The sequence below is a fragment of the Nanchangia anserum genome (assembly GCF_015240065.1).
Lineage (GTDB): Bacteria > Actinomycetota > Actinomycetes > Actinomycetales > Actinomycetaceae > Nanchangia > Nanchangia anserum.
The window spans coordinates 521,190-534,978 of the sequence record NZ_CP060506.1; the positions used below are offsets into that span (position 1 = coordinate 521,190).

Annotated in this window: 12 protein-coding genes, 1 tRNA gene and 3 pseudogenes; 10 read left to right on the plus strand and 6 right to left on the minus strand. The window is 67.0% G+C overall.

Annotated elements, in window-relative coordinates; translation table 11 throughout:
* The first annotated feature begins 122 nt into the window (after nt 1-122).
* From eno to H8R18_RS09070, 4 genes and pseudogenes are all read left to right on the plus strand, one after another.
* Nucleotides 123-1,407: pseudogene (eno, locus tag H8R18_RS02380) on the plus strand (phosphopyruvate hydratase).
* Between the two features lie 269 nt (nt 1,408-1,676).
* Complete coding sequence (locus tag H8R18_RS02385) at nt 1,677-2,114, plus strand: FtsB family cell division protein (protein WP_194189356.1); 438 nt, start codon at nt 1,677-1,679, stop codon at nt 2,112-2,114.
* 6 nt (nt 2,115-2,120) lie between these two features.
* Nucleotides 2,121-2,604, plus strand: a pseudogene (locus H8R18_RS09865) (DUF501 domain-containing protein); the annotation flags it as partial.
* Nucleotides 2,605-2,867: 263 nt separating this feature from the next.
* Complete coding sequence (locus H8R18_RS09070; RefSeq protein ID WP_420846891.1) at nt 2,868-3,629, plus strand: Ppx/GppA phosphatase family protein; 762 nt, start codon at nt 2,868-2,870, stop codon at nt 3,627-3,629.
* Nucleotides 3,630-3,633: 4 nt separating this feature from the next.
* Here H8R18_RS09070 and nhaA read toward each other — a convergent pair whose 3' ends face one another.
* Entirely contained in the window at nt 3,634-5,040 is a 1,407-nt protein-coding gene (nhaA, locus tag H8R18_RS02395) for a Na+/H+ antiporter NhaA (protein ID WP_191072085.1), read from the minus strand.
* Nucleotides 5,041-5,119: 79 nt separating this feature from the next.
* Between nhaA and H8R18_RS02400 the strand changes: the two genes are divergently transcribed.
* The 3 genes from H8R18_RS02400 to H8R18_RS02410 all read left to right on the plus strand — a co-directional run bounded on the left by H8R18_RS02400 (nt 5,120) and on the right by H8R18_RS02410 (nt 6,699).
* Nucleotides 5,120-5,193 (plus strand) — tRNA-Leu (locus H8R18_RS02400).
* A gap of 74 nt (nt 5,194-5,267) precedes the next feature.
* Nucleotides 5,268-6,137, plus strand: a complete 870-nt coding sequence (locus tag H8R18_RS02405; RefSeq protein WP_191072084.1) for a Bax inhibitor-1/YccA family protein — start codon at nt 5,268-5,270, stop codon at nt 6,135-6,137.
* A gap of 61 nt (nt 6,138-6,198) precedes the next feature.
* Nucleotides 6,199-6,699: a hypothetical protein gene (locus tag H8R18_RS02410; protein WP_191072083.1), complete on the plus strand. Its 501-nt coding sequence runs from the start codon at nt 6,199-6,201 to the stop codon at nt 6,697-6,699.
* On the opposite strand, the gene msrA is transcribed toward H8R18_RS02410, so the two are convergent.
* Complete coding sequence (msrA, locus tag H8R18_RS02415) at nt 6,653-7,270, minus strand: peptide-methionine (S)-S-oxide reductase MsrA (RefSeq protein WP_191072082.1); 618 nt, start codon at nt 7,268-7,270, stop codon at nt 6,653-6,655. The genes H8R18_RS02410 and msrA overlap by 47 nt on opposite strands.
* 348 nt (nt 7,271-7,618) lie before the next feature.
* On the opposite strand from msrA, the pseudogene H8R18_RS09075 reads away from it, so the two are divergent.
* Nucleotides 7,619-8,922 (plus strand): annotated as a pseudogene (locus H8R18_RS09075) (AI-2E family transporter).
* Between the two features lie 59 nt (nt 8,923-8,981).
* On the opposite strand, the gene greA reads toward H8R18_RS09075, so the two are convergent.
* On the minus strand, nt 8,982-9,461 hold the full coding sequence (gene greA / locus H8R18_RS02430; RefSeq protein WP_191072080.1) for a transcription elongation factor GreA: 480 nt from the start codon (nt 9,459-9,461) through the stop codon (nt 8,982-8,984).
* Between the two features lie 98 nt (nt 9,462-9,559).
* Complete coding sequence (gene trhA, locus H8R18_RS02435; protein ID WP_191072079.1) at nt 9,560-10,237, minus strand: PAQR family membrane homeostasis protein TrhA; 678 nt, start codon at nt 10,235-10,237, stop codon at nt 9,560-9,562.
* 147 nt (nt 10,238-10,384) lie between these two features.
* Between trhA and H8R18_RS02440 the strand changes: the two genes are divergently transcribed.
* A complete protein-coding gene (locus tag H8R18_RS02440; RefSeq protein WP_191072078.1) occupies nt 10,385-11,152 on the plus strand; it encodes an isoprenyl transferase in 768 nt (255 codons plus the stop codon).
* Here the strand turns inward: H8R18_RS02440 and H8R18_RS02445 are convergent.
* Entirely contained in the window at nt 11,149-11,376 is a 228-nt protein-coding gene (locus tag H8R18_RS02445; protein WP_191072077.1) for an exodeoxyribonuclease VII small subunit, read from the minus strand. The genes H8R18_RS02440 and H8R18_RS02445 overlap by 4 nt on opposite strands.
* Before the next feature lie 2 nt (nt 11,377-11,378).
* Nucleotides 11,379-12,653: an exodeoxyribonuclease VII large subunit gene (xseA, locus tag H8R18_RS02450; protein WP_191072076.1), complete on the minus strand. Its 1,275-nt coding sequence runs from the start codon at nt 12,651-12,653 to the stop codon at nt 11,379-11,381.
* A 114-nt stretch (nt 12,654-12,767) separates the two neighbouring features.
* Between xseA and H8R18_RS02455 the strand changes: the two genes are divergently transcribed.
* A complete protein-coding gene (locus H8R18_RS02455) occupies nt 12,768-13,787 on the plus strand; it encodes a 4-hydroxy-3-methylbut-2-enyl diphosphate reductase (protein ID WP_191072075.1) in 1,020 nt (339 codons plus the stop codon).
* Nucleotides 13,788-13,789: the final 2 nt, after the last annotated feature.

Genomic DNA, 13,789 nt, shown 5'->3' on the forward strand with positions numbered 1-13,789 from the left:
CCGGGGCGTTGGTCGTGCCGTGCGCGCGGATACCGCCGCCGATTGGCCCCGGGCTGCGCATCGGCGACGAAACGTATTAGCGTTAGTGGTGACGTCACCACCGACCGTTTAAGGAGAATGACGTGGCAGCTATTGTGTTTGTTGACGCTCGCGAGATCCTTGACTCCCGCGGCAACCCGACCGTCGAGGTCGAGGTTGGCCTGGACACGGGTATTCTGGCCCGCGCTTCCGTCCCCTCGGGTGCCTCCACGGGCGCTTTCGAGGCCGTTGAGCGCCGCGACGGCGACAAGGACCGCTACCTCGGCAAGGGCGTCCTCGACGCCGTGAACGCGGTGAAGAACGACATCGCCCCCGAGCTGCTGGGACAGGACCCGGCCGATCAGCGCGCGATCGACCAGATCATGATCGAGCTCGACGGCACCGACAACAAGGGCAAGCTGGGCGCGAACGCGATTCTCGGCGTCTCGCTCGCCGTCGCCAAGGCCGCTGCCGAAGACGCCGGCCTGCCGCTGTACAAGTACCTCGGCGGCCCCAACGCCCACGTCCTGCCCGTGCCGATGATGAACATCCTCAACGGCGGATCCCACGCGGACACGAACGTTGACATCCAGGAATTCATGATCGCCCCGATCGGCGCCGAGACCTTCCGCGACGCCCTGCGCATGGGTGCCGAGGTGTACCACGCCCTCAAGGCCGTCATCAAGGACCGCGGCCTGTCGACCGGCCTGGGTGACGAGGGCGGCTTCGCGCCGTCGCTCGACTCGAACGCCGAGGCCCTTGACCTCATCATCGAGGCCATCGAGAAGGCCGGCTACACCCCGGGCGACGACGTCGCGCTGGCCATGGACGTCGCCTCCTCCGAGTTCTACCAGGAAGACGGCACCTACCTGTTCGAGGGCGAGGCCCGCGACGGTGCCTACATGGCGAACTACTACGAGGAGCTGCTCAAGAAGTACCCGATCGTCTCGATCGAGGACCCGCTGAACGAGGACTCGTGGGAGGACTGGGCCCACCTCACCGCCACCGTTGGCGAGAAGGTTCAGCTCGTCGGCGACGACCTGTTCGTCACCAACCCCGAGCGCCTGACCCGCGGCATCAAGGAGAACGTCGCGAACGCCCTCCTCGTCAAGGTCAACCAGATCGGCTCGCTCACCGAGACCCTCGACGCCATCGAAGAGGCCCACCGCGCCAACTACCACTCGATGACGTCGCACCGTTCGGGCGAGACCGAGGACACGACGATCGCCGACCTCGCCGTGGCGACGAACTCCGGTCAGATCAAGGACCGGCGCTCCCGCCCGCTCCGAGCGCGTTGCCAAGTACAACCAGCTGCTGCGCATCGAAGAGGAGCTCGGCGACGCCGCCGTGTACGCCGGCGCCTCCGCGTTCCCGCGCTTCCAGCGCTAAGCGTTAGCCACACTGGGGCCTCGTCCGCATGGGCGAGGCCCCAGTCTATACGCGGACTCGCGGGTGAAGTCGGTGTTGCGCCGGGGTGCCAACTAGCGTTCGGGCCGCGTCGCGGCACGATAGAGGAATGATCACCCAGCCGCTCGCCGTCCCTCGGCGTTTGCCCGCCCCGCGCGCGCGGCCGCGCCCGCGCCGACGGGGCGAACCGGGGATTCTTGGGGCGATCGGTGACGGTCAAACGCCCGGGGGCGCGCCCATTGACGATGAGCATGACGACGGTCGTGCTCGTGCTTGCCGTCATTGTCATCGTGCTGGGTGCCCCGCTGTACAACCTCGCCAATTCCCTTCACGAGCAGCACCGCGCGAGCGTGGAACTGGCGCAGGCACGCGCCGAGAAGACCGAGCTGACGACCGAACTAAATCGCTGGTCGGATCCGGATTACATTTCGGCGCAGGCCCGCGAGCGACTGGGCTACGTCAAGCCGGGCGAGACCGCTACAAGGTCGTCGATCCCGGCCCCGGCTATCTCACGCGCGAGGCGAAGGACGATGCCGGTTCGGATAGGCCGTGGTTCCTTGCTCTCGCCGATTCCGCAGCAGCCGCGGACAAGGCGGGGCAGCAGCAAGAGACGTGACCACGTCGCGGCGGGGCACCCCGGCCGAGGGAGCGAACCGAAGTGCCGACGAAGGAGGGCAAGTGATGGGTGAGGCCCGCTGACGTTATCGGGATGGTCGAGCGCGGACGCTGCCCAGGTGCGCGACCAGCTGGGGCGGGTGCCTCGCGGCGTCGTCGGGGTGGCTGCGCGCACGCACGCTGGCGACGTCGCCGTCGTGGCTACTGCTCCCCGCCTGACGACGGGTCACCATTCCCGACGACGTTCTACCTCACCCACTCCCCACCTCGTGAAGCTCGTCTCCACGCTGGAGGCCACGGGTCGATGAGCGAGTATCAGCGCCGGCTCGACGATCCCGATGCGCCCGGGCGTATCGGGATGCGCACGAGACCTATATCCGTCAGCGAGCCGAGATCGGGCGGATCGCCGGCATCGCCGAGGTGGCCGAGATCGCCGGGATCTCCGCGGGCGGCATGCCCGAGCGCGTCAAGTGCCTGCACGCGCTCGTCGCTCACGCGCTCGCCTCCGGGCCGGGAATCAACCCCGTGGGCGACGACGTGTTGCGGCGCCTCGCGCGCGAGGGAACGTGGAAGCAAACCGGGATGGAGCGAGGAGGAACTCTCGTGAAGACAGTTGCCGGCATCGATTGCGGAACCAATTCCGCGCGCCTGCTCATTTCGCGCGTCGAGGACGGGCACCTGGGAGCCGACGTCGCGCGCGAGATGCGCATCACCCGACTTGGGCAGGGGGTCGATCGCACCGGCGTTCTGCGAGCCGACGCCCTCGAACGCACATTCGCCGCGTTGCGCGGCTACACCCGCCAGATGGAGGAGCCGGAGTCGAGGCCGTGCGCGTCGTTGCCACTTCGGCCACGCGCGACGCGGCTAACTCGGACGACTTCGCCCGCGGTGTGCGCGAGATCCTTGGCGTCGACGCCGAGGTCGTCAGCGGGGAGGAAGAGGCGCGCCTGTCATTTCGGGGAGCGTGCACGAGCCTCGGTGACGATGTCGACGCGCCGATTTTGCTCGTCGATATCGGCGGAGGTTCCACGGAATTCGTTCGCGGCAGTCGCGACGTCAGCGCGGCGTGCTCGATGGACATGGGGTCGGTGCGCGTCTACGAGCGTTTCTTCGCCTCATTGGCGGATGAGTCCGCCGGCTCGATGACCCCGCGCAGCCCCGAGATGGCCCGCGCGCTGCGCGAGGCGACGCGAATGATCGACGGTCTCATCACCGAGGCCGAGCGTCAGGTGGATTTCGGTCGCGTGCGCAGCCTCGTCGGCGTTGCCGGTACGGTCACGACGATCACGGCGCATGCCCTCGATCTCGATGCCTACGATCCCGATGCCATTGACGGGACGCGGCTGAGCCTGGCCCAGATTCAGCGCTCGTGTAACTGGCTGCAAAACGCCGACGTCGCGCAGCGGCGCGAACTCGGATTCATGCCGCCGGGGCGCGAAGACGTCATCGGTGCCGGTGCGCTCATTTGGTCGCGCATCGTCGACCGGGTCGCGAAAGCTCGCCAGGACGAGGGCGGCGACATCGGTGACGTCGTCACGGCCGAGCACGACATTCTCGACGGCATCACCGCGTCGGTGCTCGAGCGCTAGGCCGTCACTCGGTTTCAGCCTCAGCGCGGATGCGGCGCACCCGCAACGTCAGCAGGATCGCGCCGATGATCGTCGAGAGGAACGTGCCGAGGACGACCCCCAGTGAGCCGGCCTGCGTCCGCGTCTCATCGCCGGTAAAGGCGAGGTGCGAGAGCAGCAGGGCGACGGTGAAGCCGATACCGGCGACGAACGAGATCGGCATGATGTCGCGCAGCTTCACGCCCTTGCCCAGCGTGAGGGGCGTGAGGGCATACATGAAGGTCACCGACCCGAAGATTCCGAGGAACTTCCCGATCGGCAACGCCAGCGCCACCGACAGCGTCACCGGGTTGGTGAGCATCGCCGAGGGGCCGCCGGGGGAATCGATGATGTCGACGCCCGCGGCAAAGAACGCGAAAATCGGTACGGCCAACCCCGCCGAGAACGGGTTGACGGCCTCGGTCAGGCGCTCGGTCATGGGCTCGTGATCGTTCCCCACGCGCGAGGCCGGGACGACCATCCCCAGGAGCACGCCCGCGATGGTTGCGTGGATGCCGGATGCGTGCATGAAGTACCAGCACACGACGCCGATGGGTAGCAGGATCCACCACGCGACGATGCCGCGACGCACCACCAGCGAGAAGACGACGGCGGCGACGATGGCGAGCGCCAGGTTGATGAGCAGCGGGGCGATCTCGCCCGAGGAATAGAACAGGGCGATGACGATGATGCCCCCAAGATCGTCCGCCACGGCGAGGGTCAACAGGAACGTTCGCGCAGCCAGCGGCATCCCGCGGCCAAAGATCTGCAAGATGGCGACGGCGAAGGCAATGTCCGTGGCCGTGGGGATCGCCCAGCCGTGCCAGGCAGAATCGCCGGTGAGCGCGGTGACGAGACAGTAGATGAGGGCGGGCCCGGCCATCCCGAAGAGGGCGGCGATGATCGGCATCGCCGCGGTGCGCGGATCGCGTAGCGAGCCGTTGACGAACTCCTGCTTGAGCTCGAGGCCGACGACGAAGAAGAACAGCACGAGCACGCCGTCTTGAGCCCAGTGGGCAACCGACATCTTGAGGTTGATCGCCGAGATCCCGATCTCGGCGTGGGAGAGGGCGAAGTAGGCCTCGCGGATCGGCGAATTCGCGACGATGAGCGCGAGGACGGCCAACACGATGAGGAGGAGGCCGGCGACGATGTCGTTGGCCAGGGCCCCCTTGATGCGTCCCCACAGCCCCGTGGACTCGTAGTCGGTGGGGGAGTCCGAATACGGGAAGTTGAGATCCTCGTAGTGATCGGGGAAGGGCGAGCGCAGATCCCCGCTGCGCGACTTCTCCCCGGAATAGGCTCGCGAATAGCGCTCAGCAAAATCCTTCTGAGCCCGGGCGAGCTTGGCGTCGGGTTGCGAATTATCCGCCTGCTTCCTCGAATCGGTCATGGGGGCATCCTATCGGGTAGCCGTGAGCGCGGGCCGGGGCATTTGCCTGGTAGGGGCAAAGCGGCGACACTAGAGGCGCGCCCCCATAGCCCAATCGGTAGAGGCAACCGACTTAAAATCGGTCAAGTGTCGGTTCGAGCCCGACTGGGGGTACAGCACCCCTCGATGAAGATGGGCTTGGGCAACTAGACTGGCAGCAGCCGAGCACGACCGAAGGAGAGCCCACTATGGCGAATCCCGTGATGACGACACTCGAGACCCAATCGCGTTCACGCACGCCGGCGGGCTACCCGACGATGCCGGGCTACACCCCCGGGCGCGGCCCCGTCCCGGATCTGCACACCGGCTCCGACGATTTCTCCCACTTCGAGCAGGTCTACGCGTCGCGCCCGGCCGATAACGTCGATCGCGGCCGCGTGAGCATCGACGACATCATCATGCGCACGGGCGGCCTCTTTCTGGCGCTCGTGGCGGCGGCGGCGCTCGCCTGGCACACGGCGGCGGTGGCTCCGCGCCTCTCCCTGACCCTGCTCATGGGCGGTCTCGTGATCGGGCTCGTCCTCGGCATCGTCAACTCGGTCAAGAAGCGGCCCTCGCCGGCTCTCATCGTCGCCTACGCGGTGGCCGAGGGGGTCCTCCTCGGCGCGCTTAGCGCGTTCATCGATCTGGTCTACCCGGGCATCGCAATCCAGGCCGTCGTGGCGACGCTGTGCGTCTTTGCCGTGACGCTCGTGGCCTACAAGATGCGCATCGTGCGCTCCAGCCCGAAGCTGCGACGCATGCTCAGCATCGGCTTGATCGGACTCATGGTCTACTACGGCGCTTCCGCGTTGCTCCAGCTCACCGGCCTCACCGGCTCACCGCTGGGCACCCAGACGATCATGGGATTCCCGCTCGGCCTCGTCGTCGGTCTCATTGCCCTCGTCCTCGCCGTCATGTCGTTGATTTCCGACTTCGACGTCGCCGAGCGCTGCGTCCAGGCCGGGATGCCGCGTGAAGTCGCGTGGACGTGTGCCTTCGGTCTCATCGTCACCCTCGTGTGGCTCTACACGGAGCTTCTGCGACTGCTGCAGTACCTGCGGATCATGTCGAATTAGTCCCACGCTCACCGCGTCGGCGCTCGACCTCACGGCGATGCCGACACCGGGCAGGAGAAACATGACCATCATCGTTCGCCGCCCCGCTCTCACCGATGCCGCCGGTGCGGGCATGGCTGCCGCCCTCATCGCCCGTCACCACCTGGGCGATCGGGTCGACGACGCGTATTGGCGCGACCATGGTGAAGAAGCCGAGGTCCAGCGCTGGCACGACATTTTCCTGTCGCCGCTCCACGGCACGCGCATCGCGCTCGCGCTCACTCATCGTCGCGTCGTCGGTATCTGCGCGATGGCGCCGGTGGGGCGAAACGATCGTTCGGGTGAACTGGCGGCGCGCGAGCGCGAACTGTTCTATTTCGGGGTTCTGCCCGACTTCGCCACCGACGACCTCTATCAGCGCCTCCTCGATTTCGTCGTCGCCGACCGCGGCCCTGTCCAGGCGTGGGTGTGGCGCGACGATCGGACGATCCGTCGTTTCCTCCGCCTCAACGGCTTCACGCTGGATGGGATGAGCCTCAGCGATCCCGAGACGGGTCTGGAATATTCGCGTCTCGTTCGCTAAGGGCGCAGCTGACGCCGGTGCCACGGAGCCCGCAGTAGCCGAGAGGATTCTTCGCCAGGTATTGCTGGTGATCGTCTTCGGCCAACCAGAAGGTCCGGTTGGGGTCGGGACCGCACACCTCGGTGGTGACGGCGGGGAATCCCCGAGCCGCAAGGGCCTGTGCGAAGCGCTCGCGCGCGCCTGACGCCGTGGCGGCGTCGGCCTCGGTGGAGGCGAAGATCATCGAGCGATACTGCGGCCCGACATCGTTGCCCTGGCGCAGCCCCTGTGTCGGGTCGTGATTGTCGAAAAACACCTGAAGCAGTTCGGTCGTCGTGATCTGGGCGGGGTCGAAGACGATGCGCACCGTTTCTGCGTGACCGGTGTCGCCCCGGCACACATCCCGGTAGGTGGGGTTGGCGAGGTGGCCGCCCTCATACCCGACGGCCGTGCAATACACGCCAGGCAGCGTCCAAAAGGCCCTCTCCGCACCCCAGAAACATCCCATAGCGACGTCGAGGATGCGGCAGGAGGCAGGGGCGTCGTCAATGCGGGTGCCGAGGACGACGTGTGGGGCGGGGCGATACGTCATGGATGGTCCTTTCTCGTCTGCCTCAAGCGTGCCACAGGGAGCGGGTGCGGGATAGGTGCGACCGAGCGTGGCCGCTAGGCTAAGTGGCAGAGGTTCCCGAGGAAACGGATAGGACTGATGGCAGAGGACACCGCGAAACGCGCCGGGTGGCGCTCCCTACTTCACCGGCTGGTCCCCGAACCCGAAGAACACGCTGACCCGCCGGCCGATCTGCTCGAGATCAACGAGGCCGATCACGGCGATGTGTCGGAATCGGTGCCGTGGACCCTACGCGTCGCCGCGGCCTGGGCGTGGCGCCTCATCATCCTTGGCGTCGCGGCGGCCGGCCTTGGCTTCGCCGTCGTGCACATGCAGGTCGTCATCGTTCCCGCTCTCATCGCCGTGCTGCTATCCGTCCTTCTCGAGCCGCTGCTCAACCTGCTGACGAAGACGCTGCGCCTGCCGCGGACCCTGGGTGCTGCGATCGCGCTCGTGCTCGGACTCGTCATCGTCATCGGGCTGGCGGGGCTGGCATCGACCCAGATCATTACGAACATCCCCGTCCTCATCCAGCAGGCTCGCGGCGGTATCGACCAGGTCGTCAACGCCATCGTCACGGCCAGCCCGGCGAAGATCGACGCCAGCGTCGTGCGCGAGGGCTGGTATAACATCCAGGCGCAGCTGAGCACGTGGGTCGAGCAGAACTCCTCGCGGCTAGCGTCGGGTGCGCTCGGCGCGGTCTCGGCAACGACGAACCTGCTCACCGGCGTCCTCATGTGCCTGTTCTGCACGTTCTTCTTCCTCAAGGACGGTCGCAAGATGTGGCATTGGATGCTGCGGCTCCTCCCGGTCGCGTCGCGCTCGCCACTGAATGAGGCGGCGATTCGCGGGTGGGTGACGCTGGGATCCTACGTGCGCACCCAGATGCTCGTCGCCGCGATCGACGCCGTCGGCATCGGGCTGGGCGCGTGGCTGTTCGACGTTCCATGGCTGTGCCCATCGCCGTTCTCGTGTTCTTTGCCTCGTTCGTCCCCATCGTCGGTGCGGTTTCGACCGGCGTCATCGCCGTGGCGATCGCCATGGTCACGCAGGGGCCGGGTACGGCGTTGGCGATGGTCATCGTCATCCTCGTCGTTCAGCAGCTCGAATCGAACTTCCTCCATCCGTTCCTCATGTCCTCGGCCGTCAGCCTCCACCCGGTGGCGGTTTTGTTGGCCGTGGCGGCCGGTGGCTACCTCGCCGGCATCGTCGGGGCCGTCTTCGCCGTGCCGATGCTGGCGTTTTGTAACACGACGGTGCTCTACCTCAAGGGCTACGACAAGTACCTGCGCCTGCGTTACGACCGCGATCGTCCCGGCGGTGCCCCGGGGACGTTGGCCGAGGAAATGGCCGAGGCCGCCCGGCCGGACGCCGCCAACCTCGCCAGCGCCCTCAAGGCGCGCGAGATCGCGCGCGATAACGGGACCTTCGAGGCCGCTGAGGCCTCGCGGGTGGCCGCGGGCAAGACGCAGAAGGAAGTTCAGGATCAACTCGCCGAGTTCGATGATGGCGGTGAAAGCGCGGGCCTGCCGTCCTCGGCCAAGCCGCTGCCCCACGAGGCCGACGAGGCGATCCAGGGTGCCCGCCATGCCGAGGAACCCTCGAGGAGTCCGCGCGACGTCGAGGAGGACTAGACATACAGCGGGGCGCCGGGTCGAATCAATCGACCCGGCGCCCCGCTTTTCGCTGTGGGTTAGCCGGCGTAGGGCTTGGCGTCGGTGATGACGACGCGGATGTCCTTGCCGTTGGGAGCCTCGTACGTCACCTCGTCGCCGACCTTGTGGCCGAGGATGGCCTGGCCCATCGGGGCGTCGGGGGAGAAGACCTCGAGGTCGATGCCGATCCCGGCCTCGCGCGTGCCCATGAGGAACGTCTTCTCGCGTCCGGCAATCGTCGCGGTGACGACCATGCCGGGCTCAACGATGCCGTCGTCGTCCGGGGTCTGGCCCACCTGAGCGTTCTCGAGCAATTCCTCAAGCTGCTGGATGCGGGTCTCGTTCCACGATTGCTGCTCGCGCGCGGCGTGGTAGCCGCCGTTTTCCTTGAGGTCGCCCTCCTGGCGCGCCTCGTCAATGCGCTTGGCAATCGCGGGACGCTCAACCTCGATGAGTTCGGTCAACTCGGCCTGCAGGCGATCATAGGCGTCCTGCGTGAGCCATGTCGTGTCGGCCATGCTGCCTCCTTGGTCGTGTGAAAAGGCACCGCTGGGCTGCCCCAAGCGGTGCCGGACGTGGGCAACTATAGCAGCGTGCGACGGATGCGGCGCGGGAGCTAGAGGACCGCCATATAAGCGGCGATGCAGCAGCACACCCACCCGGCCACGGTGCCCAGGTGAAAGATCTCGTGGAACCCGAAGACGCGCGGCCAGGGGTTGGGGCGCTTGAAGCCGTAGACGACGGCACCCAGGGTGTAGCACAGGCCCCCGGCGATAAGTAGCCACACCATGGCCCACCCGCCGCGGGTGACCAGCTCGGCCATGTAGAACAGCGCCATCCACCCCAGCACGATGTAGATAGGGACGTATAGCCACCGCGGGGCGTTCGGCCAGCCCAGCGACAGCGCGATTCCCGCCGCCGCGCCGATCCAGATGACGCTGAGGAGGACGGTGGCGTCGTGCGGGCGCAAGACGCCGATCGAGATCGGCGTGTAGGTGCCGGCAATGAGAAGGAAGATGTTCGAGTGGTCGAGGCGGCGCAGCACGGTGTGAGCGCGCGGCGACCAGTTGACGCGGTGGTAGAGTGCCGAGACGCCGAACAGCAACAGCGAACAGACGAGGAAGACGGCGGAAGCCAGGCGGGTAGAGCTCGTCGGAGCCAGGGCCGTGAGAACGATGGAAGCCGCGAGTGCCAACGGGGTGACGCCCAGATGGATCCAGCCACGCAGCAGCGGTTTGGTGAGGGGGAGGGACGTGGGTGTGGAGGACGTGTAGGTGGGTGCCGTGGAGGACATCGCCATTCCTTCCATCAACTTACCGATGCGTAAGTTACGCTAGCGTAGGCTGAGCGGGGCGTCAATTGCGTTCGCCGCCACCTGCCCGGCCCGGGTGAACCTTGTAGCCTAAGCCGTAACGGCAGTGGTTCTATTGAGGAGGGTTTCGTGGCGTTTTTCTCTCCCGCGGTGCTCTACCAGCTCTACGAGCGCCGCCTCGTGCGCGCCCTCGACGCGGCATCGACGCCGCGCCATATCGGGGTCATCCTCGACGGCAATCGCCGGTGGGCCAAGTCGATGGGGGCTGGGCCGGCTCAGGGCCACCGCAAGGGGGCGGGCAAGATCAGCGAATTCCTCTGCTGGGCTGAAGAAGTCGGCTGCGAGGTCGTCACCTTGTGGATGCTTTCGACCGACAACCTCAAGCGCTCCGACCGTGAACTCGATGACCTCATGGCGATTATCTGCGACGCCGTCGACAAGTTGGCCACTGCCCGGCGGTGGCGGCTGCGCATCGTCGGTGATCGCAGCTTGCTTCCCGAGGGCGTTCGCCGCCGCCTCGACGCGGCCGAAGCGGCCAGCGCCGACGTTGACGGGCTGCACGTCAACGTCGCCGTCGGCTACGGCGGCCGCGAGGAGATCGTCGACGCCGTGCGCGAGATCCTCCACGAGGGCGAGCGCGCCGGATCGAGCCTGGCCGACGTCGCCGCCCACCTGAGCGTAGCCGACATTACCGCGCACCTGTACACCAAGGGGCAGCCCGATCCCGATCTCGTCATCCGCACGTCGGGGGAGCAGCGCCTATCCGGATTTCTGCTGTGGCAATCGGCCCACTCGGAGTTCTACTTTTGCGAGGCCTACTGGCCCGACTTCCGCCGCGTCGACTTTCTGCGAGCCCTGCGCGACTACTCCCAGCGCGAGCGGCGCATGGGCCGCTAGTCCTCGGTGTCGGCCTCGGTGCCACGCGCACGGTCGATGCGCGCCTGGGCAGCGTCGAGGATCGCCTGGCAATGCTGGGCAAGTTCCTCGCCGCGCTCCCACATCTCCATTGAGGCCTCGAGCGGGGCCTGTCCGGTCTCGAGCGTGCGCACTGTGTTGACGAGTTCGGCGCGAGCCTCCTCGTAACTGAGTTCGGCAACGGGGCGAGGGGTATCGGCAGGCATCCTTAGCTCTCTTCCTTCTGTATCGTCGTGGCGCGAGTGCCGGCGACCTGGGCGACGCCCGAACCGTCGGCAAATAGCAGTTCGATGAGGTCGCCCTTGGAGACGTCGGCAACCGAGTGGACAATTTGGCGATTGGGGGCGCGAACGATCGCATACCCGCGCTCCATGACCGCGCGCGGCGACAGCGCCCGCAGCGTCTCGCGCGCCCCGCGCAGTCGGGCGCTCTCGCCTTCGAGGCGGCCGACCTGGGCTTGGCGCAGATGGTGGCGCGAGACGTCGAGGCGCTCGCGGTGCGGATTGAGCAGCGCCGCCGGCGAGGACATGACGCGACGTGAGCGCATGTCGCTGAGTCCGGTGCGCTCGCGCTCGAGCGTCGTGCGAACGACGGCGAGGCAACGCTGGCGCGCCTCCCGCAGCACAGCGGTTTCCTCGGCGAGATCGGGAACGATCCGGCGGGCGGCGTCGGTGGGAGTTGAGGCGCGATAGTCGGCCACGTAGTCGAGCAGGGGAGCATCGGATTCGTGCCCGATGGCCGAGACGACCGGGGTGCGCGCGGCCGCGACGGCGCGAACGAGGTGTTCGTCGGAAAACGGCAACAGGTCCTCAACGGCTCCGCCGCCGCGGGCGATGACGATGACGTCGACGTCATCGAGGCCGTCGAGTTCACGCAGGGCAGCCGAGACCTCGGCGACGCAGCGCGGCCCCTGAATGGCGACTTCACGCACGCAAAATGCCAGTCCCGGCCACCGCGCGGATGCGTTGACCTCGACGTCGTGGCGGGCCTTGGCGTTCGAGCCGCAGATGAGGCCGACGCGCCTGGGCAAGAACGGCAGCGGGCGTTTGCGTTCGGCGGCAAAAAGCCCCTCCTCGCGCAGGCGCGCCCGCAGCTTTTCGATGTCGGCCAGCAGCGAGCCGATGCCGGCGATGTGAATGTCGCTGGCTCGCAGCGACAGCGTGCCCTTGCCCTTCCAGAAATTGGGCCGACACTTGATGACGACGGACGCGCCCTCGCAAAACGCCGGCCCCAGGCTATCGATGATGCCGGGGAAGCAGCTGACGCTCATTGAGGTGTCGGCGTGGAGGTCGCGCAGGACAAAAAAGGCCAGCCGCGTCGCCGGGCGCCGCTGGTACTCGACGACCTGGCCGCTCACCCACATCTCGGACATCCGGTGAACGACGCGTTCGATATTCGTCGTCAGCAGCGACAGCGGCCACGGATTATCGCGCGTGGTGGCCGCGGCGGTTGGGGCAACAGACTGGCTGGGCACGCGGCCCATCCTAACCGCCGCGCGATCGGCTCAACACGCACGTCACAGCGTGCATGCGTCGCGCATGCGTCTAGAGTGGGGAAATCACGTCCGCGTGGAGCGGACACGGGGTAAAGGAGAACGATGGAGCGAGTAAGTGGCGGTGGGCGAAAGATCCTCCTCGCTGCGCCGCGCGGATATTGTGCGGGCGTCGACCGTGCCGTTGACGCCGTCGAGAAAGCCCTGGAGCTGTATGGGCCGCCGGTATACGTGCGCAAGGAGATCGTTCATAACAAGTTCGTCGTCGAATCGCTGAGCGCCAAGGGCGCGGTCTTCGTCTCCGAGACCGACGAGGTTCCGCGCGGGGCCCGCGTCGTCTTCTCGGCCCACGGCGTCTCCCCGCAGGTGCACGAGGCGGCCCAGGCTCGCCAGCTGCGCACGATCGATGCGACGTGCCCGCTCGTCACGAAGGTTCACCGCGAGGCGACGCGCTTTGCCCGGGCCGACTACGACATCATCCTCGTCGGCCATGCCGGCCACGAGGAGGTCGAGGGCACCCAGGGTGAAGCCCCCGAGCACATTCAGATCGTCGGGTCACCCGACGAGGTCGACTCGGTCGTCGTGCGCGACCCGGAAAAGGTCGTGTGGATCTCGCAGACGACGCTGTCGCTGGACGAGACGATGGAAACCGTCAAGCGGCTGCGCGAGCGGTTTCCTCAGCTGCAAGATCCGCCCTCGGACGACATCTGCTACGCGACTCAGAACCGTCAGGGCGCGGTCAAGGAGATCGGCGCGCGGTGCGACGTCATGATCGTCGTTGGCTCGGCGAATTCGTCGAATTCCGTGCGCCTAAAGGAGGTTGCCCTTGAGGCCGGCGCCCGCCAGGCCTATCGGATCGACAAGGCCGACGAGCTGCGCGAAGAGTGGTTTGCGGATGCGACGACGCTGGGCTTGACCTCGGGCGCATCCGTGCCCGAGATCCTCGTGCGCGACGTCATCGACGTGTTGGCGACGTGGGGATTCACTGACGTCGAAGAGGTGCGCACGGCGACCGAGACGGTGACGTTCTCTCTGCCGAAGAACCTGCGCGCCGACCTCATCGACACCGGTGCGGTGCCGCCGCGCGCCCACCGCCGCCAAAACGGCCCCGAGCACACCTGCTGATC

What these genes read in the sequence shown, in the direction of transcription:
- H8R18_RS02385 (WP_194189356.1), top strand. Translation starts at nt 1,677, where the DNA reads ATGACGACGGTCGTGCTCGTGCTTGCCGTCATTGTCATCGTGCTGGGT.
- nhaA (WP_191072085.1), bottom strand. Translation starts at nt 5,040, where the DNA reads ATGACCGATTCGAGGAAGCAGGCGGATAATTCGCAACCCGACGCCAAG.
- H8R18_RS02405 (WP_191072084.1), top strand. Translation starts at nt 5,268, where the DNA reads ATGGCGAATCCCGTGATGACGACACTCGAGACCCAATCGCGTTCACGC.
- H8R18_RS02410 (WP_191072083.1), top strand. Translation starts at nt 6,199, where the DNA reads ATGACCATCATCGTTCGCCGCCCCGCTCTCACCGATGCCGCCGGTGCG.
- msrA (WP_191072082.1), bottom strand. Translation starts at nt 7,270, where the DNA reads ATGACGTATCGCCCCGCCCCACACGTCGTCCTCGGCACCCGCATTGAC.
- greA (WP_191072080.1), bottom strand. Translation starts at nt 9,461, where the DNA reads ATGGCCGACACGACATGGCTCACGCAGGACGCCTATGATCGCCTGCAG.
- trhA (WP_191072079.1), bottom strand. Translation starts at nt 10,237, where the DNA reads ATGTCCTCCACGGCACCCACCTACACGTCCTCCACACCCACGTCCCTC.
- H8R18_RS02445 (WP_191072077.1), bottom strand. Translation starts at nt 11,376, where the DNA reads ATGCCTGCCGATACCCCTCGCCCCGTTGCCGAACTCAGTTACGAGGAG.
- xseA (WP_191072076.1), bottom strand. Translation starts at nt 12,653, where the DNA reads ATGGGCCGCGTGCCCAGCCAGTCTGTTGCCCCAACCGCCGCGGCCACC.
- H8R18_RS02455 (WP_191072075.1), top strand. Translation starts at nt 12,768, where the DNA reads ATGGAGCGAGTAAGTGGCGGTGGGCGAAAGATCCTCCTCGCTGCGCCG.